Source organism: Maribacter aestuarii (genome assembly GCF_027474845.2).
GTDB lineage: Bacteria > Bacteroidota > Bacteroidia > Flavobacteriales > Flavobacteriaceae > Maribacter > Maribacter aestuarii.
Window position 1 is genome coordinate 2,680,518 of the sequence record NZ_CP107031.2, and the last position, 24,212, is coordinate 2,704,729.

A 24,212-nucleotide genomic window follows, 5' to 3' on the forward strand; every position below is an offset into this window, starting at 1 on the left:
TATTACGTAACTTTGTATCGTGGAGCGTTATCTACCTTTTTTACAATGGCTTACCAATTATAAAAAAGCCTACTTCCTAAAGGACCTCATGGCCGGGCTTACTGTTGGAATCGTCTTGATTCCACAGGGTATGGCCTACGCCATGATTGCAGGTTTACCACCCGTTTATGGCCTTTACGCCTCATTGTTTCCGGTTCTTGTTTACGCTATCCTAGGTACATCTAGAAAAGTTGGGGTTGGACCGGTAGCCATGGATTCTCTTTTGGTAGCTGCGGGGTTGGGTACCTTGACGATAACCGGCATAGAAAACTATATTGCTATGGTAGCGGTGCTTACCTTAATGGTAGGCATGATGCAATTTGTGTTTGGGGTGCTGCGAATGGGATTTTTGGTAAATTTCCTTTCCAAACCTGTCATCAGCGGCTTTACTTCCGCTGCAGCTCTCATAATTATGTTAAGCCAGTTAAAACATCTTCTGGGGACTTCTATTCCCGGTAGTAATCGTTTTCATCAATTGTTCATAAACGCCATAGGCCAGCTAGGGAATATCAATTTTTACGATTTTGCCATAGGCGCCATTGGTATCTTGATACTTATCGGGTTAAAAAAATGGAACAAGAATATTCCGGGAATACTAATAATAGTTGTTTTGGGTATACTTGGTGTATATGCTTTCGACTTAGAGCAATATGGCGCAAAATTAGTGGGCGAAATACCTTTGGGCCTTCCCTCATTGGTCGTACCTAGCGTGCAACTGGAAGATATTCAAAAATTATGGCCCATAGCTTTAGCTTTAGCTTTGGTTGGCTATTTAGAAGCTATTTCAATCGGAAAGGCCTTGGAGGAAAAAAGCGGACAAGAAACCATACAACCCAATCAAGAGTTAATAGCCTTGGGAAGCGCAAATATGGTGGGCTCCTTTTTACAGGCTTTCCCTGTAACGGCAAGTTTTTCACGTTCCGCGATAAACCAAGAATCAGGGGCCAGAACAAATTTAGCAGCTATTTTTAGTGTGGTTTTAGTCCTAGTGACGCTACTTTTTTTCACCTTCTTTTTCAGTAGCTTGCCCAATGCGATCCTCGCAAGTATAATTATGGTTTCAGTTTACGGGCTTATCGATATTGAATATGCCAAGAATCTTTGGAAGAGCCGAAAGGACGAGTTTTTGATTCTGCTTGTAACTTTTTTGATTACGCTTTTCATAGGAATTACGGAGGGAATTCTAATTGGTGTACTTTGCTCATTATTACTTATGGTTTATAGAACTTCTAAACCGCATTTTGCAGAGTTAGGAAATATAAAGAATTCGGACTATTACAAAAATGTTTTACGGTTTGGGGATGAGGTTGAAGTCAGGGAAGATTTGTTGATTGTGCGTTTTGATTCACAATTGTATTTTGGAAATGCTTCATTCTTTAAAAGAGAATTATTCAATTACATAAAGGAAAAAGGCCCAAAACTCAAAGGAGTCATATTGAATGCGGAGGCCATAAATTATGTTGATGCAACTGGCGTCGATGTTTTAACCAAGTCCATACGCGAAATTCATAATTTAGGATTACAGTTTTACATTGCTGGGGCTATAGGACCTACAAGGGATGTCATTTTTAGTACGGGTATTATTGAAGAATTGGATAAAAAGAACTTATTTGTGAAAACTAAAGAAGCGGTTGCCTGCTTTGAGAATCCTGAAATCGAATCAACGGTAGGGTCGTGGGTAGCCTATGAGAATAGTCGTAAAAAGAACGTAGCTCCTCTCGAAAAAGAGTAGTACAGGCAATATTTAAGTAAAGAACATAATACAATATGAAGATAGAACAGATATATACAGGTTGTTTGGCACAAGGTGCCTATTACATTGAAAGTGACGGTGAAGTCGCTATAATTGATCCATTGCGTGAAGTAACACCTTACATAAAAAGGGCGGAAATGGATAATGCGGAAATTAAATACATATTTGAAACACATTTTCATGCTGACTTTGTAAGCGGTCACGTTACTTTGTCCAAAGAGACTGGTGCACCTATCGTTTACGGACCTACTGCAAATCCCTCCTTTGATGCAATTATTGCCGAGGATGGGCAGGAATTTAAATTGGGTAAACTTACGATCAAAGCCTTGCACACACCTGGTCATACCATGGAAAGCACCACCTATCTATTGAAGGATGAAAATGGAAAGGATCATGCTATTTTTTCTGGTGATACCTTGTTTTTGGGTGATGTCGGCCGGCCTGACTTGGCCCAAAAAGCAGCACATTTAACACAGGAGCAGCTGGCGGAAACCTTGTACGATAGCCTTCGAAATAAGATAATGCCGCTTGCGGATGATGTTATCGTTTATCCTGCGCATGGAGCAGGTTCAGCTTGTGGTAAGAATATGATGAAGGAGACTGTGGACACATTGGGGAACCAGAAAAAGATGAACTATGCTTTGCGTGCGGATATGACCAAAGAGGAATTCGTGAAGGAGGTAACGGATGGGCTTTTGCCACCACCGAAATACTTTCCGTTGAACGTAAAGATGAACAAAGAGGGTTACGAGGATATAGCGGACGTATTGGATAGAGGTACTACCGCTCTTAATCCCGATGAATTTGAATTAGCGGCTAATGAGACCGAAGCTTTGGTGCTGGACGTTCGTCATCAAAATGACTTTGTAAAGGAACACATCCCTCGTTCCATTTTTATAGGGCTCAACGGGGATTTTGCCCCGTGGGTGGGAGCCCTGATCGCCGATACCAAACAGCCCTTACTTTTAATAATCCCAAAGGGTCAAGAAGAGGAAGCCATTACCAGGTTGTCCAGAGTAGGTTTTGATGGTACAATTGGATATCTAAAAGGAGGTCTTGATGCGTGGAAAAAAGCTGGAAAGGAAACGGATAGCATAGCATCTATCCCCGCTTCGGAAGCCAAGGAGAAGTTAGAATCGGAATCCATACCGGTCTTTGATGTTCGAAAGGAAAGTGAATATCTATCGGAACACGTAGAAAGTGCTGAAAATACACCGTTGAGCGAATTGAATAGGCATTTGGCCAAGTTCCCCGAAAAAGAGGATTTTTTAGTACATTGTGCGGGAGGCTACCGATCTGTAATTGCGGCCTCAATTCTTAAGAGTAGGGGTATCCATAATTTGATTGATGTCGCGGGTGGATTCGGAGCTTTGAAAAAAGAGGGGGCCAAGGTAACGGATTATGTTTGTCCAACTACATTGTAATATGGGTTTTTCTTCAATTTTATTTAGCTAAAAACTCAAGGAGAGAGGTGTTGGAAATTGTGCTAATTTTACAATTTATTAAGAAATTGTTAAGTGTTAAAAAAAACTTAAGAAAATCTTAAATCGAAATAAAATAATTAATACCTTTAAGTAGGATTTGTATTACGGAGATGATTAAAAATTTTATTGAGCGTGTTGGAGTTATGAACTGCATCATGCTATTGGTAGTGCTATCCATTATTATAGTATCTGAAGTTTTGTTTTTAAGCGGAAAAAAGCTGGATGCCATATTCATCGCTTTTTGGGCTCCAACAATTCTCGGGTTCATGAATTATTTAAAGTATAAGAAGTAGTGGATTTTATTTTAATATACTCGATTATAGTTGCAGTCATCTTTATGATCTGGCTACTGTTCGTGCTTAAAATGTATCGTAAATTGAACGATTAGATTCAATTGGAATCCATCATTTCTTTTTCCAGACCTATTACAGAATTAGGATTTTTGCGCAGGTAAGTCGCTATAAGCCGCTGTGTTTCCAAGGTGTTTTTTCTAGGTTTCAAAAAGGTATCCAACTCCTCTAACTGTTGAATGTTTTCAGACGTTGGTATGAATCCATAACCTACGTAGTAATTTTCCCGTATGAGTACAAAAGCCTCCTCTTCCACTGTTCTCCCTTTTAGGCGAATGGCATAATCGGTTTTCTGATTTTGCAGGGATAAGACGGCTTCCCTTACCCGAGCATTGTATTCTTTCAAATGTCCTAGGCTAGAGCAAATACCTAAGCACTGTTTTATCTTGTAATGCGAGCAAGTCGCTATATTTTCCTGTAAATGGCAGTATTTTGGACAAAGCTCAAAAGTTGAGCAGAGACTTTCCAAAAATTGTCTACAATCGGTGATACTATAAAAAATGGCCAGGGGATTTGGAACCATTTTTAATTTATTATGGGCCAAGTGTACTATCCCGTTTCTGTCCTCGTAAGAGAAAATACCGTACTGTTGAATATTTCTTTTTTGGGCTCTATTGTGTATTGGGAAATACTTTTTAATCTCTTCCGATTCTTCCAATAAGGCAATCAACTCACTGCCGGTTTCCTCAAAATCCAAATGAACGGTTTCCCTACACAAATTCAGCTCCTTGCTACTCTTGTCATAAAAGTGACTTAATACTCTTTTCTTAATGTTGATAGCCTTGCCGACGTAAATGATTTTGCCTTGCGCGTTTTTAAAATAATACACTCCCGGAGTTGATGGTAATTTGTCAAACTCGCTTTTGGGCAAAGAAGGGGGTAAGGTGGCTTCTTGAGATTTTGCGTTCAGAAATTGCTTGAAAACTGCGGATGCCCCCTCGGCGCGCAACAACTTATGAAATAAGAGAACTGTTGCGTGTGCGTCTCCGCGTGCCCTATGTCTATTTTGCAAAGGAATGTCAATGGCAGAACACAGTTTACCAAGACTATAAGAATTATAGCCTGGAAATAATCTTCTGGATAGGCGGACGGTACAAAGTTTTTTCCGAACAAAATTAAGGCCGAGCAGACGGAGCTCATTTTTTATGACGTTGTAGTCAAAATTTACACTATGGGCCACAAAGATGCTATCTTGGGTAAATCTTATGATTTTAGGCGCTATAACTTCGAGTAACGGTGCATCCCTTACCATATCATTATCAATACCGGTAAGTCCGGTGATAAAGTAGGGTATCTCACATAGTGGATTGACCAAGGAAGTAAATTCGTCCACCACCTCATGCCCATCATATTTAAAAATGGAAATCTCGGTAATACGGTTTCCTTTGATTCCGTTTCCAGTGGTTTCTATGTCAACGATGCAGTACAATTACTATTCTTAGGTTTGTGGTTTAAAGTTACTTCAATTTATAGAATTATCTATTGTTGGATGTACTGAAATGGGATAAGTGAAATTGCTTGCCTTACAGTCTAAAGATCATGCCACACCTAACATGATTAATATGAAATCTTTATGATTTACTTTGCTTCTTTATACATTTTCTAAACGGCTATGGCTACTTTGAAAACAATCGAAGTGGTATCGGGTTTGAATCTTGTTAGTCGGAATTACTAATGGTGATATGGTCAGTTCCAGTGATTTTCGGCAGAAAATAGTATCGAGAACCTATTCATAGGTCGCCTCCCTAGACAATTTTAAACTGGCAGTATACTCTTAAATTCCATCAAAACATCAAACTCGATGAATTTCGGATACCCTCTCAACCATTTTTTTCATTCTCCATTGAAGAAATTCTCTGGCTAAATGGATTGAAATATGGGCTTTTTACTTAAAATTAAAATTGTACTATCCTTATTCCGTTTCAGTCTTTTTTCAGGAATTCTCAATCTCGTCTGTATATTTTTTCTTTTTGTCAAAAAAACATGTAACCAGCGCTTTTTTACAAACAATTCTTGGAAAAGTCGTTAATAACAATTCATCGAGTATATTAGTTTTAGCCCTTAAAATCTATATTTTTGATTAAATTAGTAGTAAGAACCCCACAAACGAGAATAATGTTATTGAAAAGAAAAAGTAATTGTAATAATAAAGAGTGAGGTTGGTTTAATTCGTTTTATAGTCTAAAATTTTCCCCAAAAATGAGTAAAAACCACAAGTAACTTCGTTGAGCATCTAAGGAATAAATTAAGAATAATCCTTTTATTTTTTGCTTTCCGTAGTTGTTGAAAACCAACCTAGAAATGACCTACATTTCAAATGTATTTAACAATCTATACGTTCTTAGCGGAATAGCTGTTCTGGCAGCTTACCTTTTCTCCGCAAGAATATACCCTGTGATTATTCATCTTAGCCATAAAAAGGATTTGATGGATGAGCCCGGTGAGCGCAGTATGCACTTGGATAAGACCCCCACTTTAGGAGGGGTTGGTCTTTTCATAACCTTTGCCTTAGGAATTATTTTGATGAGTATTTTTACCGAATTGGAACGTTCAGATTTGGTAAAAGTATTGGCCTTGGTAGGTTCCACTATCTTGTTATTATTTTTGGGCCTTAAGGATGATTTACTGGTCATATCTCCCAAGAAAAAATTTAGTGGTCAGTTGTTAGCGTCCGCTATTGTTGTTTTTGCTTCGGATTTAAGAATTCTGGGAATGGATGGCGTTTTCGGGGTGGGGGAGCTACCCTACTGGATTTCCGTCCTATTTACCATTTTCGTTTTTATCCTCATTATCAACGCTTTTAACCTTATAGACGGAATCGATGGCCTTGCTGGCGGAATTGGTATTCTAACCAGCGCTTTTTTTGGACTTTATTTTGCCCTGAACGGAAACGCTTTTATGGCCTTGGCTTCATTTTTATTGATCGGGGCGCTCATTGGTTTTTTGGTTCACAACTTTTCCAAGGAACAAAAACTCTTTATGGGCGATTCGGGTTCCTTGTTCACCGGCTTCATTATGGCCTATTTGGCCGTAGCATTTTTAAATCTCAACTTTTTAGGAGAGAATCTGGAATTTCCATTGGAAAATGCACCTATCATCGCAATAGCTGTGCTTTCCTATCCTATGATGGATGTGCTCCGTGTTTTCATCATACGAATTCGAGAAGGAAGAAGTCCCTTTAGTGCAGATCGCAACCACATACACCATCGCTTTTTAGACCTGGGCTCAAGTCACAAAATGGCAAGTTTGACCATTGCGGTAACCAATTTAACCGTCATCGCTTTTGCCTTGGTGACCCAAAATCTTTACATCCATTTTCAACTTTTTTGTTGTTTGGTATTTGGAATCGCATTATACCTAATTCCATTCATGCTAAATGCTAATAAAAATCTCGAAGCCATGGAGGTTCCTTTATCAAACGAAGCCTTGGAAGTTGAATTTGAGGGTATGTATGCTAAAGCAAGGCATTTAAATAAGACTGTTTCCTCGGATAACTATTCCATTATCGAGAAGGAGAAAAAAAATCGGCCCGCCAAGATTTTAAACACGGCTACCAAGAAACAAAATGATACCGAATCCTATTTTCAAAAAAAGGTACTTCATAGACTTCGAATATTTCAAAAGGTAAAGGAAAAATACCCAAAGAAAGTTCCACAAGAAAATAGTTAGAAAACTCAAGATGGTATTTTGAAATCTACACAAAACTTCAGAGAATATTTGAATTGTACTATATTGCAATTCTCACCTATATACGATGCGTTCGTTTTCTCGGTCAAATAGTTTGTAAAAGTTTAAAGCGCCGCAACAAATTTGCGCATAAGTGTAATTATGAAAAATAAAATAGCGTTTATAACCGGAGTTACAGGGCAAGATGGGGCCTACTTAAGCGAATTCCTCCTCAAAAAGGGATATATCGTCCATGGGTTAAAAAGGAGGTCTTCTTTGTTCAATACGGATCGCGTTGATCATTTGTACCAGGACCCACATGTGGAGGATAGAAACTTTGTACTGCATTATGGGGATATGACAGATAGTACCAATCTTATCCGGTTAATTAAGGAAATACAACCGGATGAAATCTACAATTTGGCAGCAATGAGCCACGTGCACGTTTCTTTTGAAGTGCCCGAGTATACCGCCAATGCTGATGGAATTGGAACGCTGCGGATTTTGGATGCGGTGCGTCTGTTGGGTATGGAGAAGAAAACGAGGATATACCAAGCCTCAACATCAGAATTGTATGGCAAGGTACAGGAAGTCCCTCAATCGGAGACCACTCCGTTTTATCCCAGAAGCCCTTACGGGGTGGCCAAACTATATGCCTATTGGATTACGGTAAACTATAGGGAGGCCTACGGCATGTTTGCCTGCAATGGCATCCTCTTTAATCACGAATCGCCCATTCGTGGGGAAACCTTTGTATCCCGAAAAATTACCCGTGCAGTATCGCGCATGGCCCTGGGTTTACAGGACAAATTGTATTTGGGTAATCTGGACGCGCAACGGGATTGGGGTCACGCCAAGGATTATGTACGCATGATGTGGATGATTTTACAGGCCGATAAAGCCGAAGATTGGGTCATTGCTACTGGTAAGACCACCAAGGTGCGCGATTTTGTAAAAATGGCATTTGCAGAAATAGGCGTAGAACTGGAATTCAGCGGACAGGGAGAAGATGAAAAGGGTTATGTGAAAGCTTGCAACCTACCCCAATATCAAATGGAAATAGGTAAGGAAGTTCTAAATATAGACCCAAAGTACTATCGGCCTACGGAAGTAGAACTGCTGATTGGGGATCCTACGAAAGCTAAAGAAAAACTAGGCTGGGAAGCTACATATGATGTCACGGCCTTGGTAAAGGAAATGATGGAGAGCGATTTGAACCTGATGGAAAAAGACCAGCACTTGCACCAAGGTGGTTTTGATACCTTGAACTATTATGAATAAAGATTCTAAAATTTATATCGCAGGGCACAAAGGTATGGTCGGTTCCGCCGTTTGGAGGGCGTTACTTGGTTTGGGCTATACCAATCTTATAGGGAGGTCTAGCAAAGAATTGGATTTGCGGAACCAAGAGGCGGTCACCCAATTTTATAGGGAAGAAAAACCGGAAGTGGTAGTAGACGCAGCGGCGCGGGTAGGAGGTATATTGGCCAATAAGAGAGATCAGTACGGGTTCTTGATGGATAATATGCGTATTCAGAACAATTTGATTCAAGGCGCACAAGAGCATAATGTTACCAAATTTATCTTTTTGGGCAGCTCTTGTATTTACCCTAAAATGGCACCACAGCCTTTAAAGGAAGAGTATTTGCTGACCGGACCGTTGGAACCCACTAATGAGGGCTATGCCATCGCTAAGATTTCTGGGGTTAAGTTGTGCCAAGCCTTACGGGAACAACATGGCAAGTACTTTGTGAGTTTAATGCCGACCAATCTGTACGGCCCAAATGATAATTTTGATTTGGAAAGCTCCCATGTGTTGCCGGCCATGCTTCGTAAATTTCATGAAGCTAAGGAAAATGGAAATGTACCTGTCACCCTCTGGGGCAGCGGCACCCCGCTACGGGAGTTCATGCATGTAGATGATATGGCACAAGCGGTGGTCTTTGCGTTGGAAAACGAATTGCCGGGATACTTGTACAATGTGGGGACTGGAGTTGATTTGACTATAAAGGATTTGGCACTGCTCATTCAAAAAACGGTGGGGCATACCGGCGACATAATTTGGGATAGTAACAAACCCAATGGCACCCCACGTAAGTTGATGGATGTTACCCAATTAAAAAAATTGGGGTGGGAAGCTTCAATTGGTTTCGAAGTTGGGATTAAAGAGACCTATAATTGGTTTATACAAAAACAATGTTGACAATTGTCATTTAGGAGTTTTGATATTTATATCTACTTCATACCTTAAAATAATACTCTTTGAATTTCAATTCCATTATCCAAATCAAGAATTCAAAAGAACTACCGAAATTGTTTAGTGTTCTATTGGACCAATTCTTTATGAGTGTTACCACATTTGCAACTACTATAATTCTGGCTAGAACTTATGATGTTTTGGTATATGCTGATTTTGTTCTACTAATCACGCTTACTGTCTTTGTATTGGGCTTACAAAGTGCTCTCATTTCAAAACCCTACGCTATTAACCTTAATGATTACAAGGATTCCAAAAGAAGTATAGATTATTTTCAATTCGCACTAAACAGCAAATTAATTTTTACGGTAATTATTTTGTTGCTTTTTCCAATTATATACTTTTTCTCTTTTAAGGAGTGGAATGGTCCAGATGTGCTTATATTTTCCTTCTTTATCATTTCATACAGTTCATATTATTTCGTGAGAGAATTACTTTTGAGCGAAAGAAGGACAAGGCAAAACATGATTTATGGTCTACTATGTTCAGGATTTTTAATTGTCTTATTGGGATATATATGGTTTTTTAATGTAAGTGATATTTTTGTGTATTTAGTTTCTGCATCCACTATATATTTTGGACTTTCATTAGTATATTATGTTAAAAATTACAGATTTATTAAGTATACATTTTCTAATCAAGTTCATTTTTGGAAGGCAAATTGGCATGTGGGTAAATGGCTAGTAGGCGGTAATTTTCTTTTTCATATATCCTCAAATATTTATCCATGGTTGTTATTGTTTATAGTAGATAAAAAAGATGTTGCAATTTTAGGTGTTCTATTAAGTATTGGAAGTATAATATCCCCTTTGTTGAAAGCATTTGGCTCATATCTACTGCCATTGTTCGTAAGGCTGAATACGGATTTCAATAAGGTAAGTGATTTAGTAAAGCAGTGTTTTTGGTTCTTTGGCATGATGAGTATAATTGTTCTTGCAACAGGCTTTTTATTTGGAGAGAACTTAATGAATTTATTTTTTGGCGAAAAATATGCCAATTTAGGTTTGTTGGTAATATTTCCGTTTATAATACAAAGCGTAATTATATTTTTTCAACCTATAAAAATTGCCTTAACGGCTATTAAACGTACGGATGTTGATTTTTGGGTATATATTCCGCGTAGTATTATAGCAGTAGTTTTAGGATATTTTATGGTAAGTAGCTATGGCATTTATGGAGTATTTTATACAATGTTTTTGGAAAACATTTTTTATCAGGTTACGCAATACCTGATTTATAGAAGAATAGTTTCAATCTAAGAGTTCATTTGCGTATGCACATGTTTGAGAGGTAACTGAAAAGGAATTTAATGTTTTACATATTCTTTACTTTGTTGTTTTTATTATCCCCATTAACCGGCGTTATAAGTACTTACTTTTATTTGGTTTTTCAAAAACAATTTGATTCAAAAAAAATTACCTTTTTTATAGTAATTGCTTCTGTCTTATTAGGGATTATTAATTCCGGTAAAACTATAGAAAGTGATTTAGAATTATATGAAATTTGGTACCAGGATGTACCTAATTATAATCTTATTAATTATCTTTTTTATTTAGGTAAAGAACCTGTATTTTTTCTATACAATTACATACTATTTTACTTTTCGTTTGGGTTCTTTGAAGTGTATTTAATCATCCATACTACTTTATGCTATGGCATAATGGGCATTGCGATGTTGCGCATGCATAATGCTTTCAAAGTATCCAAAGAAATATTATTTATAAGTCTATTATCACTATTTCTCTTTCCAAACCTTTTTTCATTATCGGCACATTTATTACGTCAATTTTTAGCAGCTACTATTCTTCTTTTATTTATAATAGATGTTGCCTTTTACAATAAGAGAAGATTAATTTTGTTTATTTCAGCTGTTTTTACTCATACCAGTTCCTTTTTATATGTGCTGGTCTACCTTTTTAGAAGACTGAGACCTACTAAAACTGTATTGCTTATTCTTATTGCATGTTTTGGTTTCTTTGGATTGCTACTGTTTCAATTCTCTAATTTGTTCGTATTACAATATTCTGATGATAGCGTACTCTCTTATGGAATAGAGAGAATTCAAAATAGGGATAGCGATCTCAATTTTGAAAATTTGGGTATACTTAATTATTTATTGTTTCTTTTTATTGTTGGGGTGTTTTATATTCTGCGATTGAAACTGAGATCAAAAAATAGGGCATTACTTTTATATATCAGTTTGCTTTTCCTAATTTTTATAACATTCAATTATAATGATACGGAAATAGCATTAAGATTTTCATTTTATTTATATTTTCTATTTCCTTTGGCGGTTTACTTTTTTACTAAGTTCATAGAGGTAAATAATTTTTTCAAAAAAAATAGAATCGTCATCATTTTCGCTTTTTTAAGTTTTGCCTCGTGGTTTGTATTTGAATTTTATGATAGTATTTGGCATTACAATAACATGGAGAAAATCTTATTTATTGGTTTTTGGGAATAGTATTAAGGGATTTTTGTGATTATGTGTCGGAACACTCTTATTGATTTTAATAAAAAATTTGGTCATACTAAATTAAAATAATTGAAAGATATTGCACCAATAGTACTTTTTACCTATAATCGGATTTATGAAACCAAACAAACGATATTAGCATTACAACGGAATTTTTTAGCACCATATAGTAATTTAATAATATTTTCAGATGGGCCAAAAAATGATATGGAATATCAGAAAGTGAAAATGGTTCGCGAATATTTGAAAACTATAGACGGTTTCCAATCCATTGAAATCCATGAGTCTGAAGAAAATAATGGGTTAGCCAATTCTATTGTTAGTGGTGTTAAACAAGTTTTAAAGAAGTATGATAGCCTAATTGTTTTAGAGGATGATTTGCTTACTTCTCCTAACTTTCTGAACTTTATGAATCAAGCCCTAGAGTTTTATGAAACACACCCTAAAGTAATGTCTATTTCAGGGTATACAATGAATTTGCCTAGCTTAAAAAATTATGATAAGGATTTCTATGTGGGATTAAGGGCATCTTCTTGGGGTTGGGGTACATGGAGCAATAAATGGGAGCATATTGATTGGGAAGTAAGAGACTATTCAACTTTTAAGAAAAGTCCGTTGAAAAGATATAAGTTCTTCAGTATTTCTAGTGACTTGCCTTATATGTTACACAATCAAATGAGTGGTAAAATAGATTCTTGGGCCATAAGATGGTGCTATCACCAATTTAAAGAGGGATTAATTACAGTATTTCCCAGCAATTCAAAAGTTAATAGTATTGGTCTTTCAGAGTCAGCGACTCATACTTCTGGTGCATTCAAATTTATCTCTCCCTTGGATCAAAGCCTTAAAACGGAATTTGAATTTGAAAAGGAGTTGCATATAAATAAGAATATTATAAAGGATTTTAAAAGGAAGTTTTCGATAACAAAAAGGCTATGTGACAAAGCTCGGCGCGCTTTTAGAATTCTTAAGAATAAGTTTGGTTTGGTTATAGTTTAATGAAACATAAAAACAAAATACTAGTTTTTCACCCTTCCTTAGCTCCATACCGCATAGATTTTTTTAACGAACTAGCAACGCGTTTCGAACCCTCTTTTTACTTTTATTATCCTTGGCAAGCGTATCATAGCTTTTCAAAAAACTATTTGAGTGATAAGTGTAATTTTGAGATAAATTACTTAAAGAACGGGTTTACCTTTCTAAAACGTTTTTTTGTTTTTGGTTTAGGTAATTTGCTGAAACAAGAACGACCTAATGTAGTATTGTGCTGTGAGTTTAATCAAGTTACCCTTTCCACTTTCATTTATTATTGGCTTTGGGGTAAGAAATTTAAACTATATACCATTTGTGATGATAGCTTGGAAAATATTAAGGAAAGAAAAGGATACCGTTTGATTCTTCGAAATCTTATTGCTAAAAGAATAGATGGTGTAATCTATCCGAGTAAATTAGTTGGTGAATGGGTTAAGCAAAACATTTCTTCTCAAATAAACTCCTTAGAATTGCCTATTATCCATAGCGATATACGTTTTAGAGCGCTATTGGACCAAAGCTTGGAGCTATCCAATAGTTTAATAAAAAAATATAGTTTGGCGAACTATAAAATTATTCTTTATGTTGGTCGTTTGGCCGAAGTTAAGAATCTTTCTCTTTTACTTGAAGCTTGCTCTTCATTAAAGACATCTGATTGGAAGCTAATTCTTGTTGGTGCTGGACCCCTGGAAGAAACGTTAAATGAAGAAGTTGCTAGCCTAAATTTATCCGACAATATTCATTTTTTAGGTAGCAAAGAGGGATTAGATTTGCTAGCATGGTATAATATCTCTCAAGTCTTTGTATTGCCAAGCATACACGAGCCATTTGGTGCGGTCGTAAACGAAGCCTTGTTAGCAGGGAGCAAAGTTCTGTGCTCAGAGCTGGCTGGAGCTGCAACTTTGGTTACTAAAGAGAATGGTGACTTATTTAATCCCTATAATGTTCATGAGTTGATCAAGAAATTAGAAGCCATACTTATAAAAACGGATGTGTTAGAAAGTTCCATAAAAAATGTTAGAAACAATTATATGCCTTTTAGTTTTGATGAAAAAGTAAATACCCTACTATCAAAATTAAAAAATACACGTTGATTAACTGTTATTATGTATTATGAATACCAAAGAAAGTCCGTTAAAAACGAGTATAAAAAGAGCAGCGCTAAAGTGTTTACGCAAAATTACTACTGATAAGCAGTACTACCAAATCCGATATTTTATCACTTTTAAACGCTGTTTAAATTTGAGAGCTCCAGACACTTTAATGGCTAAGATAATTTGGCAAAATTTATACGATCGTGCGCCTATATATACCAAGCTGGTAGATAAATTTGCGGTTAGGGAATACGTAACTACCAAAATAGGAGGTCAGTATTTAAATACCCTATACGGTGTTTATGAAAACGTAGAAGCCATTGATTTTGAGAATTTACCGGCATCTTTTGTGCTAAAAGGTACTCATGGGGCAGACATGATCCTTATATGTAGGGATAAATCCCAGTTTGATATTGCGAACGCCAAACAAACCATGAATAAATGGTTAAAAACTAACTTTTATGAACGTTGGGGAGAACACGCCTATAAAAATGTACCACCACGTATTATTTGTGAACAATATTTGGAAAATGAGAACGAGAGTGCGGTGGTGGATTACAAATTTCATTGCTTCCATGGCGAACCCAAACATATACAAATAGACCGCGATCGCTTTATTAACCACACCCTCAACTTTTACGATCACGATTGGAATAGACTACCTTTTGGGCTTTGGTATCCGCAATCTGATGAGGATTTGCCTAAACCCAAAAACTTGGAGGTTATGGTAGAATTGGCAAGAACCTTATCAAATGAATTTAAGTTCGTAAGGGTAGACTTTTACAACGTGGACGGCAAGATTTACTTTGGTGAGATGACTTTTTACCCTTGTAATGGTTTTGGTGTTTTTTATCCAGAGGAAAAGGATTTTGAGTTCGGCAGTTGGGTAGAATTGAATATAAATCACGAAAAAAATTGAAGATTCTCTTTATTCATAATAATTATGCCAGTAATAATTCCGGGGAGGAACATGCTGCGGAGTCCTTGAAAGAGATACTAGAATCTAATGGGCACCAGGTAAAATGGTTTAGACGATTTTCCGATGTGATCAATAATTCCACCACAAAAAAGATTCAAGCTTTTTTTTCAGGGGTGTATAATCCTAGTGCGGTCAAAGAACTTAAAATTTTACTGGATGATTTTGAACCGGATATTGTACAAGTTCAAAACCTGTATCCGTTTATTTCACCCGGTATAGTAAAAAGTATAAAAAGTAGGGGTATTCCTTTGGTCATGCGCTGCCCCAATTATCGGTTGTTCTGTCCTACGGGATTGCATTTAGACGGACAAGGGAATATTTGCGAAAAGTGTTTAAGTGGCGTCAGGGAATTAAACTGTATTTCAAAAAATTGCGAGAATGATGTGCCCAAAAGTGTTGGGTATGCTCTGCGTAATTTTATAGCCCGTGCATTCTGGGGCGTCACCAAGAATATGGATGCCTACATCGTACAAAGTGTTTTTCAGCGGCAAAAGTTTATTGATAACGGTATACCGGCACATAAACTATTTATACTTCCCGGTCTCCTGCCCAAGACTACATTAATACAAAGACCAATTACCCCAAAATACGTATCGTTTATAGGAAGGGTCAGTGAAGAAAAAGGTATTCGAGAATTTCTGAAAGCGGCCAGTCTTTTACCCGAAATACCATTTGTTGTCGCGGGAAGTGTAAACAGCAACGTGTCCCATCTTAAAACAAATGCTCCCAAAAATGTGCTCTGGAAAGGTTTTGTTGCCGGCAAAGCTTTGGATGAGTTGTATGAAGAATCCAAGATTGTTGTAGCGCCAAGCAAGTGGTATGAAGGTTTTCCGAATGTAATAACCACTGCGATGAAGTTTGCAAAACCGGTAATTACAAGTAATCTAGGGGCCATGGCCGACATTATAGATCATCAGGAAAATGGAATACTCGTAGAGCCGGGTGATGCTGTAGCCTTGGCCAAGGCCATAAAGAATTTATTTTATTACGATGAGAAATGCGTATTCTTAGGTAAAAATGCCAAGATTAAAGCCGATACGTTATATACTGAGAAAAAGATTTACCAAAATCTAATAGACCTATACTTGATACTGCTTGACGAAAAAGCAAGAAAAACCAAAAGTATCCTTTCTATTTTACATTATCCGCCTCCTGTTCACGGGGCGGCCATGGTGGGACAGTATATCATGGGAAATAAGCGCATAAACACCACATTTAATATGCAGTATATTAATTTAGGAACCTCCGTTCGTGTGGATGAGATTGGACGTGCTGGATGGTTGAAGGTAAAACGCTATTTCATGATTCTTAGGACATCCTTCAATCGTTTAATTTCCGCCAAGCCCAAGCTCGTCTATTTTACCTTGACTGCCTCTGGAGCAGGTTTTTATAAGGATGCGCTTATTGTGTTGTTGGTAAAGCTATTCGGCTGTAAAGTGGTATTTCATTTTCACAACAAAGGGGTAAGTAAAAGACAGCACAGATGGTTGGATCATTTCCTATACAAAGTAGTTTTCAAAAAAACAAGGGTAATTCTGCTCTCCGAACACTTATATTCGGACATAGAGAAATACGTGCCCAAAGGAAGGGTTTATATTTGTCCAAATGGTATACCTGAAAACATCAATGAAAGAATAGATAAACAGGAAAGCAAAGAAAGGGTTCAATTATTGTTTTTATCTAACCTTATTGTTTCTAAAGGAGTATACGTTTTATTAAAGGCTTGCCAGTTACTGGTTCAGAAAAACGTAATTTTTCATTGCAACTTTATAGGAAATACAGGCGATATCGATGTGGAGAGATTCCAAGAGGAAGTTAGCTCTTTAGGTTTACAAGATTACGTAACCTATGAAGGGCCAAAATATGGTTTGGATAAAGAAAAGGCTTACGCGAAAAATGAAATTTTTGTATTCCCAACTTATAATGAATGTTTTCCTCTGGTTTTATTAGAAGCCATGCAATCTGGTCTGCCCCTAATCTCAACATTTGAAGGAGGAATACGGGATATCGTTAAAGACGGAGAAACAGGATTTTTAGTAGAAAAGGAAAATGAGGTTGCTCTTGCAGATAAAATGGAGATTTTAATAAAGAATCCAGAATTACGGAAAAAAATGGGAGAAGCAGGTAGAAAGCATTATGAAGCAAATTTTACGTTAGAAGCGTTTGAGACCCGTTTTCATGAAATACTAGAAGATTTAGTACAATGAAGCTTTTAAACTACACTATAGCCTCGTCCTACCCCGAAATTTCTTTCAAGGGAAAGATGATCATTAATACTATAAATCCACATAGTTACTGTATTGCGAAAAAGGATAGTGTTTTTAAAAGGGCCTTAACGGAAGCCGATGTATTATTACCTGATGGTATAGGCATTGTTTGGGCAGCACGAGTATTGGAACAGCGCAAAATCAAAAAAATAGCCGGCTATGACATTTTCATATACCTAATGGAACATCTAAATAGCGTGCAAGGGTCTTGTTTTTTTTTGGGAGCCTCAGAAGAAACATTGGAATTAATAAGGGATAGGGCCAAGAAAGACTTTCCACGTGTAACCATAGCCACACATTCACCGCCGTATAAAACTGAGTTTACGCAAGCCGATAGCGAAAAAATGTACGGCCAGGTAAATAAAAGCGATGCGCAAGTGCTTTTTGTTGGGATGACGGCCCCAAAACAGGAAAAATGGGTATATCTTAATAAAGAATTCCTCTCTCCGCCTATAATTTGCTCTATTGGTGCGGTATTTGATTTTTACGCCGGTACTGTAAAGCGCTCGCATCCCTTTTGGATAAAGTTAGGCTTAGAATGGCTGCCACGTTTTATAAAAGACCCCAAACGTTTGGCAGAACGTAATTTAGTGTCTACCCCTAAGTTTATAGCAGAAGTTTTTAATTACAAGCTTTTAAAGAAAAACCATTGAAATTGGAGTATAAATGAAATTATTTCTCTTTCAACCATGTTCAATTGCTCTTATATGAGAACCATCCAAATTATAAAATCGGCTTTTCAAAAGGTAGAAAATAAGAGATATCACTACTTACACAAAAAAGAAGCCAATTCAATTTTAACTCAAATTGGATTGACCAGGGGTAAACTCTCCGCTCAAAATAGGAAAATGGCAGATGACTATGCCGTGGACGTTTTTGGTTCCAAACGCTATGCGCCTTGGCTTTATGTGTATACGTTATGGGCCGGGGTGTTTAAGGAAGGTTGGATTCCAGATAATTATTATGGGGAAATCGTAGTTCCCAAATTACAGGGCGACTACGGGAAAATATCTTTCAATAATATGTTTACAAATGCTGTTTTTGGTACGGATAAGTTTCCAGATCTCGCCTATTATGTCAATAGAAAATGGCTTTCGAAGAATCGACAAATAATGTCTCCTGAAATGTTAGAAGAATTTCTTTTCAAAAATCATAATGAGATTTTCTTCAAATTAGACAATTCTTTGAAAGGCAGAGGAATTTATACTTTTAATAAAGCAAACTTTTCCTTGGACAAAATAAAATCTTTGGGAAATGGTGTTTTTCAATCAAGGGTAAGACACCATAGTTTCTTTGAGAATTTTAGTTCTGAAGCTTTAGCCACTTTGCGCGTAACAACGGTTATTGATACGAATAATGATGTTTCAGCGCGTGCTGCTTATGCTAAATTAGGTAGGTTGGGTGAAACTTATATCAATGCCAAAGCACAAGTAATTGTACCTATAGAACTCAGAACAGGAGTTTTTGAAAATCAGGGTCATTTACAGAACTGGTCAGTTTTGACCTCCCATCCCGATAGCAGCGTCTCGTTTGAGCATAAGAAAATACCAAAATTCAACGAGATAGTTGAACTGTGCACCAACTTACACAGTAAGATACCTTATGTAGGTTGTATTGGCTGGGATATTGCGATAGACCAAAATGAGGAGCTTCACGTATTAGAATGGAATGGCTTTCATAACGATATTAAGTATGCGGAGATGACGCAAGGACCTTGTTTTGCAGATTTAGGATGGGAAAATCTGTGGAAAGAAAGAGATTAGCTACCCTCATGTCCTAAGATTAACGAATGATTAATTAAATTTACCCCTGTTTGGTTCAATTGATGATATAGCTATGAAAGACGCCCCCTTTACCTTGGATATCAGCGATGATGGAGATTCATTTAATCTTAAGGAAACGCTGTCCAAGTACTTACGTTACTGGCCGTGGTTTTTAGTAAGTCTATTACTCTGCATTATACTAGGGATTATTTATTTGAGATATGCTCCCAATACCTATGAGTCTACGGCAAAAATCAAGATTATTGACGAGACCAAAGAAATGAACGTCACTACCGATCCACTTTCCTTGTTGAATGGTTCAGGCCAAATTAATATGGACAATGAGATAGAGATATTAACGTCTTATCGTCTGTTGAGCGAGGTAAGTGATACACTACGTTTAGATGTTTCCTATTACGAAAAGGGGAATATTAAAACAACCCAAATTTGGAATCCCCCCTTTAGAGTGACCAAGGATGTTTCCGAGGATAGTTTGGTGGAGCCAAAAACATTCGGGGTGCGCTTAGCGATAGACCATATAGCTGTTACAGATGAACAAGATCGTTCTTGGAAAGTTAATTTTTTTGAATTGGACACGACGTTGAGCCAATTACCATTTCAAATTTCGTTAGCACCTACAACGGATATTAATGAACATCTGGAAATCGATTATGAGATAGTTTTAAAATCCAAACAGCAGGCGGTAGAGGATTTGGAAGAAGACTTACAGCTGCAACCTACTAGTAAAAATAGCGAAATTGTTGCATTGGCTTTAAAAGGGGAAAGTTATAAACGCTCGGAGGCCATTCTAAATACCCTGATAACCGTATACAACCAAGACGGTATTCTGGATAGACAACAGGTTTCTAAACGAACATTGGATTTTATAGACGAGCGGTTTTTGTACCTCTCCACGGAACTGGATTCCATCGAAGGGGGCAAGGAAAGTTTTAAACGCACGAACAACCTCTCCTATATTGAGGCGGACGCAGGAATTTCCTTAGAGCGCAAATCCGAGACCGAAAATCAGGTGGCCGACTTGGAGACCCAACTTTCCCTATCTGACCTATTGAAGGAAACCGTGGTCAACCAATCTGCCTATAGTCTGTTGCCGGTAGATATTGGATTGGATAACAGCAGCTTAAGTACTTTGGTGTCCAATTACAATGAAATGGCGTTGGAGCGCGAAAAATTGGGAATGACCATTGGGGATGGGCATCCTAGTATGGTGGCGCTTTCCGAGCAGCTGGAACGAGCGAAAGTTAATATTCTAAAAACGGTAAATGTTTACCAAAGACAATTGCGAACTTCCCTTGGCCGTCTCAATTCGGAGCGATCCAAGGCCAGCTCTGCTTTTGCAGGTTTACCGGAGAAGGAAAAGATGCTACGTTCCATTGAGCGCCAACAGAGTATAAAAGAAAATTTATTTCTCTTATTATTACAAAAAAGGGAGGAAGCGGCCATAAACTTTGCAGTAACCGCGCCATCGGTAAAAGTCGTGGATTATGCAGAAACCAGTAACAAACCGGTAGCACCAAAAAAATTGGTCGTATTGGGAATTGCTGGGCTTTTAGGGCTATTCCTGCCTTTCGCAGTTATTTTCGCTAAAAATACATTGGACACCCAAATCAATACCAAAGCGGATTTGGAGAAGCTTCTGCCTACTATTCCTATTATTGCAGAAATTCCACATTTAAAGAACCATAAAGTCTTTGTGGATATCAACGACCGGTCCCTTATGGCAGAATCGTTTCGCATATTGGCGAGTAACCTCAAATATTTGTTACCAAAAAATAAGAGTGATGGCAAGGTGATATATGTTTCTTCCGCAATGGAGGGTGAGGGTAAAAGTTTGTTAGCCTATAACCTTTCTGTGGCTTTGGCCAGCTTGAACAAAAAAGTACTGTTGGTAGGGGCGGATTTAAGAAACCCAAAATTGCATGATTTTTTTGGTATGGGGAAATCAACGAAGGGCCTGTCCGACTTTCTAAGCGAGCCAAACCGTAGTACAAAGGAATTCATATATCCAGGTTTAGAAAAAGCCACTAATCACAAAGTTTGTCTTAGCGGACCTGTACCCCCCAACGCACCATTATTATTAAGTAGTGAAGGCTTTGAAGTGTTTATTACGGATGTAAAGAAATCCTATGAATATATTATCGTGGATACTGCCCCAATGATGTTGGTTACCGATACTTCGCTTATTTCAGAATATGCGGATATAATGCTCTTGATAGCGCGCGCAGGTCTATCGGAGAGGGCCACCTTAGAAAATTTAGGTAATAGTAAACTCTCTGATAATTTTAAGAATCTTGCCTTAATATTGAACGATTCTAAACTTAGCATTAAAGCCTCTTATTCTTACGGAGCTGTATAATATTTTTGAACCGGACATTCAAAATAATACCAAGAAACCGAAGTAAAAGTCAAGTTTCACGAATTGTAGTTAATGAAGCAATCAGAAAAATTGCTTTTATTACAAATTAGTTATGGCAATGATGGCTAGGGATAAGGAGCTTAAAATGACGGTGAACCATTGTGGGGTATTTGATGTTGTCCGGACCTTTCGTTTATTTGGTTGTACATACACAATGTCATTGGATTTCAAATAATAATTAGGCGAGGTAAAAAGTTCATCGGTGGTCAAATCAATTCTCTTCGTAGTTTTGACACCGTCGTTTTCGCTAATTAAAAAGACATTGTCCCTTTGCGCATATATGGTCATATCGCCCGCTAATCCCAGGGCTTCCAATAAGGTGACTTTTTCGCTAGGAATGGTGAAAACCGAAGGGTTATTTACCTCACCCAGAACCGACACCTTGAAATTAAGATACCTAACGTCTACAATGGGTTCTAAAAGAAGTTTCCTAATAATCAATTCTTTGGTTATATATTGGCGTAAATCCTTTTTAGTGAGTCCGGCTGCCATAATACTTCCTATGAATGGAAACTGAATATTGCCATCTTGATCAATTAAATATCCCGAGGTGGGCAATGGTCTTCCATTTGTGGCGCCATTGAGTGTTGAGGTCTTGTTAGCGACATTGAACATTTCAGCGGCTTCTACGTTTAAACTGCTTACGGTAATGCTGAGGATGTCATTTTTTTGAAGCACCGGCTCCAAGGTTTCGCCAATTTCTTCAAATTGGGCATCACCCAAGTCATTAAAATAGGTTACTTTTTTCACGTTCGTGCAGGAAAAAAAGCTGCGGTAAACAGAAGAACGAGAGTGTATGTTACAAAATTGTTCAGAGAAAACAATCCAGAAAAAAATACCTGCCTTTTTCTATTTTTCATAAGTATCATGTTTTTTAAATGAGATCGAGGGTAAATTTAAAAATTCAAAGTTATAGGTATTAAGCTCAAAACAAATATAATCTTATAATTTATGGGAATGAACATACCTCTATTTGTTTTGTTTAAGCACAATAGGATCTTGAAGGTTATGGTTTTGAAGTTAAGGGATGGTAGGCTTTCGCTCATAATAGGTACGAGGTCCTTTATCAATAAAAAGTCTCCAGTTTTAAATTGCATTCTTTATTTTAGTCCAGTTTTCCAGCTAAACCAGAAACCAATAAACCAAGGTGCTTTTTAACTCACTTGAATTTGCAATTTTTCTTCCCTTGGTCTTTGGGCTTTATTGGATGCTATCCAAGGCACGCCTGCAAATTCAAAACCTATTCCTAATTCTTATTTCCTACATTTTTTATGGTTGGTGGGATTGGCGTTTTCTTTTCTTGATTGTTCTTAGCACTGTGGTGGATTATACGATAGGACATTACATTCATAAAAATCGTACCGATAAGAAAAAGGCAAAGGCTTGGCTTACACTAAGTGTAATGGTCAATATTGGCCTCTTAGGTTTTTTCAAATACTACAATTTCTTTGCGGATTCCCTTGTAGAGAGTTTGGAACTGCTTGGTTATACCGTCAAAAGTACCTGGACACTACAAATTATTTTACCCGTGGGGATATCCTTTTATACTTTTCAAACTTTATCGTATTCCTTTGATATTTATTACGAAAAACTTAAGCCCACCAAGAATTTTATCGCTTTTGCAGCCTTTGTATCCTTTTTTCCGCAGTTAGTTGCCGGCCCCATTGAACGCGCTTCCAACCTCTTGAAACAGATAGAACAGCGGAGGATTTTTAATTACGTACAGGCTAGTGATGGTGTAAAATTGATATTGTGGGGCTTGTTCAAAAAAATAGCAATAGCCGATTCGTTGGCGCCCATGGTAGATGATATATTTCTTAATTATGACACCTACCCCAGTTCAACCCTGATTCTTGGCGTAGTCTTCTTTAGTTTTCAGGTGTATGGTGATTTTAGTGGGTACTCCGATATCGCTATAGGGACTGCAAAGCTTTTCGGTATCGAATTAATGTCCAATTTTAAGTTCCCGAATTTTTCGCGAAATGTAGCGGAATATTGGCAACGGTGGCATGTTTCCTTATCTACTTGGTTCAGGCATTACCTCTATATTCCCATGGGAGGTTCGCGCGCAAGCAAACAACGTTCGGTATTCAATATCATCGTCATTTTTGTCGTAAGTGGTTTATGGCATGGGGCGAATTGGACTTTCGTCTTTTGGGGCGCTTTTCATGCAATGCTATACATCCCGGTATTTCTGATGGGGAGAAATCGAATGTATAAGGGCAATGTAATAGGTCAAAACTCGTATTTACCCTCCTTAACGGAGGTCGGGCAGGTACTATTGACTTTTGGACTGGTTACTTTTTCCCGCATTTTCTTTAGGTCAAATTCCATTTCAAACGCATTTGGTTATATTGATTCGATATTCACAGATTTTCAATTTGACTGGTATGCCCATCCCATGGGATACCGTATGATTGATTTCTATATCTTAATAGGATGTTTTGTAGTATATGAATATATTATTCGAAAGGATGAGCGTAGGCCTTTTGCCTTTAAATCGGCTTTAGTTCGGTTTTCATTATATGCCGTAATTGCTTTTAGTATTTTATTATTTTATGACGATGGGGTGAACCGATCATTTATCTATTTTCAATTCTAAGTAGCGGTGAAGA

The 24,212-nt window shown here is 37.4% G+C and carries 18 protein-coding genes; 16 read left to right on the forward strand and 2 right to left on the reverse strand.

Going from position 1 to position 24,212, the window contains the following annotated elements:
* Positions 1-19: 19 nt before the first annotated feature.
* From N8A89_RS12190 to N8A89_RS12200, 3 genes are all read left to right on the forward strand, one after another.
* Entirely contained in the window at positions 20-1,771 is a 1,752-nt protein-coding gene (locus N8A89_RS12190) for a SulP family inorganic anion transporter (RefSeq protein ID WP_289644384.1), read from the forward strand.
* A 35-nt stretch (positions 1,772-1,806) separates the two neighbouring features.
* Positions 1,807-3,216 carry an MBL fold metallo-hydrolase gene (locus N8A89_RS12195; RefSeq protein WP_281542514.1) on the forward strand — a complete coding sequence of 470 codons (1,410 nt, stop codon included), beginning with the start codon at positions 1,807-1,809 and terminating at the stop codon, positions 3,214-3,216.
* Between the two features lie 170 nt (positions 3,217-3,386).
* The gene (locus N8A89_RS12200) at positions 3,387-3,569 is read left to right on the forward strand and encodes a hypothetical protein (RefSeq protein ID WP_281542515.1); all 183 of its coding nucleotides are present in this window, start codon (positions 3,387-3,389) and stop codon (positions 3,567-3,569) included.
* A 97-nt stretch (positions 3,570-3,666) separates the two neighbouring features.
* Here the strand turns inward: N8A89_RS12200 and N8A89_RS12205 are convergent, their stop codons facing one another.
* Complete coding sequence (locus N8A89_RS12205; protein WP_281542516.1) at positions 3,667-5,055, reverse strand: exonuclease domain-containing protein; 1,389 nt, start codon at positions 5,053-5,055, stop codon at positions 3,667-3,669.
* Positions 5,056-5,927: 872 nt separating this feature from the next.
* On the opposite strand from N8A89_RS12205, the gene N8A89_RS12210 reads away from it, so the two are divergent.
* The 12 genes from N8A89_RS12210 (at position 5,928) to N8A89_RS12265 (ending at position 21,537) form a co-directional block, all read left to right on the forward strand.
* Entirely contained in the window at positions 5,928-7,295 is a 1,368-nt protein-coding gene (locus N8A89_RS12210) for an MraY family glycosyltransferase (protein ID WP_289644385.1), read from the forward strand.
* A gap of 159 nt (positions 7,296-7,454) precedes the next feature.
* Complete coding sequence (gmd, locus tag N8A89_RS12215; protein WP_281542517.1) at positions 7,455-8,573, forward strand: GDP-mannose 4,6-dehydratase; 1,119 nt, start codon at positions 7,455-7,457, stop codon at positions 8,571-8,573.
* Positions 8,566-9,495 (forward strand): GDP-L-fucose synthase family protein, encoded by a 930-nt coding sequence (locus tag N8A89_RS12220; protein WP_281542518.1) that lies wholly within the window; start codon positions 8,566-8,568, stop codon positions 9,493-9,495. Before gmd ends, N8A89_RS12220 begins: the two co-directional genes overlap by 8 nt.
* 125 nt (positions 9,496-9,620) lie before the next feature.
* Entirely contained in the window at positions 9,621-10,808 is a 1,188-nt protein-coding gene (locus tag N8A89_RS12225; protein ID WP_281542519.1) for a lipopolysaccharide biosynthesis protein, read from the forward strand.
* A 71-nt stretch (positions 10,809-10,879) separates the two neighbouring features.
* Entirely contained in the window at positions 10,880-12,013 is a 1,134-nt protein-coding gene (locus tag N8A89_RS12230) for an EpsG family protein (RefSeq protein WP_289644386.1), read from the forward strand.
* Positions 12,014-12,094: 81 nt separating this feature from the next.
* Positions 12,095-13,024 carry a glycosyltransferase family protein gene (locus tag N8A89_RS12235; protein ID WP_281542520.1) on the forward strand — a complete coding sequence of 310 codons (930 nt, stop codon included), beginning with the start codon at positions 12,095-12,097 and terminating at the stop codon, positions 13,022-13,024.
* Positions 13,024-14,151 carry a glycosyltransferase gene (locus N8A89_RS12240; protein ID WP_281542521.1) on the forward strand — a complete coding sequence of 376 codons (1,128 nt, stop codon included), beginning with the start codon at positions 13,024-13,026 and terminating at the stop codon, positions 14,149-14,151. The genes N8A89_RS12235 and N8A89_RS12240 overlap by 1 nt, the downstream gene beginning before the upstream one ends.
* Before the next feature lie 169 nt (positions 14,152-14,320).
* Positions 14,321-15,070: an ATP-grasp fold amidoligase family protein gene (locus N8A89_RS12245; RefSeq protein ID WP_281542522.1), complete on the forward strand. Its 750-nt coding sequence runs from the start codon at positions 14,321-14,323 to the stop codon at positions 15,068-15,070.
* A complete protein-coding gene (locus tag N8A89_RS12250; protein WP_281542523.1) occupies positions 15,067-17,337 on the forward strand; it encodes a glycosyltransferase family 4 protein in 2,271 nt (756 codons plus the stop codon). The genes N8A89_RS12245 and N8A89_RS12250 overlap by 4 nt, the downstream gene beginning before the upstream one ends.
* On the forward strand, positions 17,334-18,050 hold the full coding sequence (locus N8A89_RS12255) for a WecB/TagA/CpsF family glycosyltransferase (RefSeq protein WP_289644387.1): 717 nt from the start codon (positions 17,334-17,336) through the stop codon (positions 18,048-18,050). Before N8A89_RS12250 ends, N8A89_RS12255 begins: the two co-directional genes overlap by 4 nt.
* A gap of 54 nt (positions 18,051-18,104) precedes the next feature.
* Positions 18,105-19,160 carry a sugar-transfer associated ATP-grasp domain-containing protein gene (locus tag N8A89_RS12260; protein WP_281542524.1) on the forward strand — a complete coding sequence of 352 codons (1,056 nt, stop codon included), beginning with the start codon at positions 18,105-18,107 and terminating at the stop codon, positions 19,158-19,160.
* 73 nt (positions 19,161-19,233) lie between these two features.
* Positions 19,234-21,537, forward strand: coding sequence for a GumC family protein (locus N8A89_RS12265; RefSeq protein ID WP_289644388.1), 2,304 nt, complete (start codon positions 19,234-19,236; stop codon positions 21,535-21,537).
* Positions 21,538-21,636: 99 nt separating this feature from the next.
* On the opposite strand, the gene N8A89_RS12270 is transcribed toward N8A89_RS12265, so the two are convergent.
* The gene (locus N8A89_RS12270; RefSeq protein ID WP_281542527.1) at positions 21,637-22,347 is read right to left on the reverse strand and encodes a polysaccharide biosynthesis/export family protein; all 711 of its coding nucleotides are present in this window, start codon (positions 22,345-22,347) and stop codon (positions 21,637-21,639) included.
* 397 nt (positions 22,348-22,744) lie between these two features.
* On the opposite strand from N8A89_RS12270, the gene N8A89_RS12275 reads away from it, so the two are divergent.
* Positions 22,745-24,199 carry an MBOAT family O-acyltransferase gene (locus N8A89_RS12275; protein ID WP_281542528.1) on the forward strand — a complete coding sequence of 485 codons (1,455 nt, stop codon included), beginning with the start codon at positions 22,745-22,747 and terminating at the stop codon, positions 24,197-24,199.
* The last annotated feature ends 13 nt before the right edge of the window (positions 24,200-24,212 follow it).

What these genes read in the sequence shown, in the direction of transcription:
- N8A89_RS12195 (WP_281542514.1), top strand. Translation starts at nt 1,807, where the DNA reads ATGAAGATAGAACAGATATATACAGGTTGTTTGGCACAAGGTGCCTAT.
- N8A89_RS12255 (WP_289644387.1), top strand. Translation starts at nt 17,334, where the DNA reads ATGAAGCTTTTAAACTACACTATAGCCTCGTCCTACCCCGAAATTTCT.
- N8A89_RS12200 (WP_281542515.1), top strand. Translation starts at nt 3,387, where the DNA reads ATGATTAAAAATTTTATTGAGCGTGTTGGAGTTATGAACTGCATCATG.
- gmd (WP_281542517.1), top strand. Translation starts at nt 7,455, where the DNA reads ATGAAAAATAAAATAGCGTTTATAACCGGAGTTACAGGGCAAGATGGG.
- N8A89_RS12260 (WP_281542524.1), top strand. Translation starts at nt 18,105, where the DNA reads ATGAGAACCATCCAAATTATAAAATCGGCTTTTCAAAAGGTAGAAAAT.
- N8A89_RS12245 (WP_281542522.1), top strand. Translation starts at nt 14,321, where the DNA reads ATGGCTAAGATAATTTGGCAAAATTTATACGATCGTGCGCCTATATAT.
- N8A89_RS12240 (WP_281542521.1), top strand. Translation starts at nt 13,024, where the DNA reads ATGAAACATAAAAACAAAATACTAGTTTTTCACCCTTCCTTAGCTCCA.
- N8A89_RS12265 (WP_289644388.1), top strand. Translation starts at nt 19,234, where the DNA reads ATGAAAGACGCCCCCTTTACCTTGGATATCAGCGATGATGGAGATTCA.
- N8A89_RS12210 (WP_289644385.1), top strand. Translation starts at nt 5,928, where the DNA reads ATGACCTACATTTCAAATGTATTTAACAATCTATACGTTCTTAGCGGA.
- N8A89_RS12220 (WP_281542518.1), top strand. Translation starts at nt 8,566, where the DNA reads ATGAATAAAGATTCTAAAATTTATATCGCAGGGCACAAAGGTATGGTC.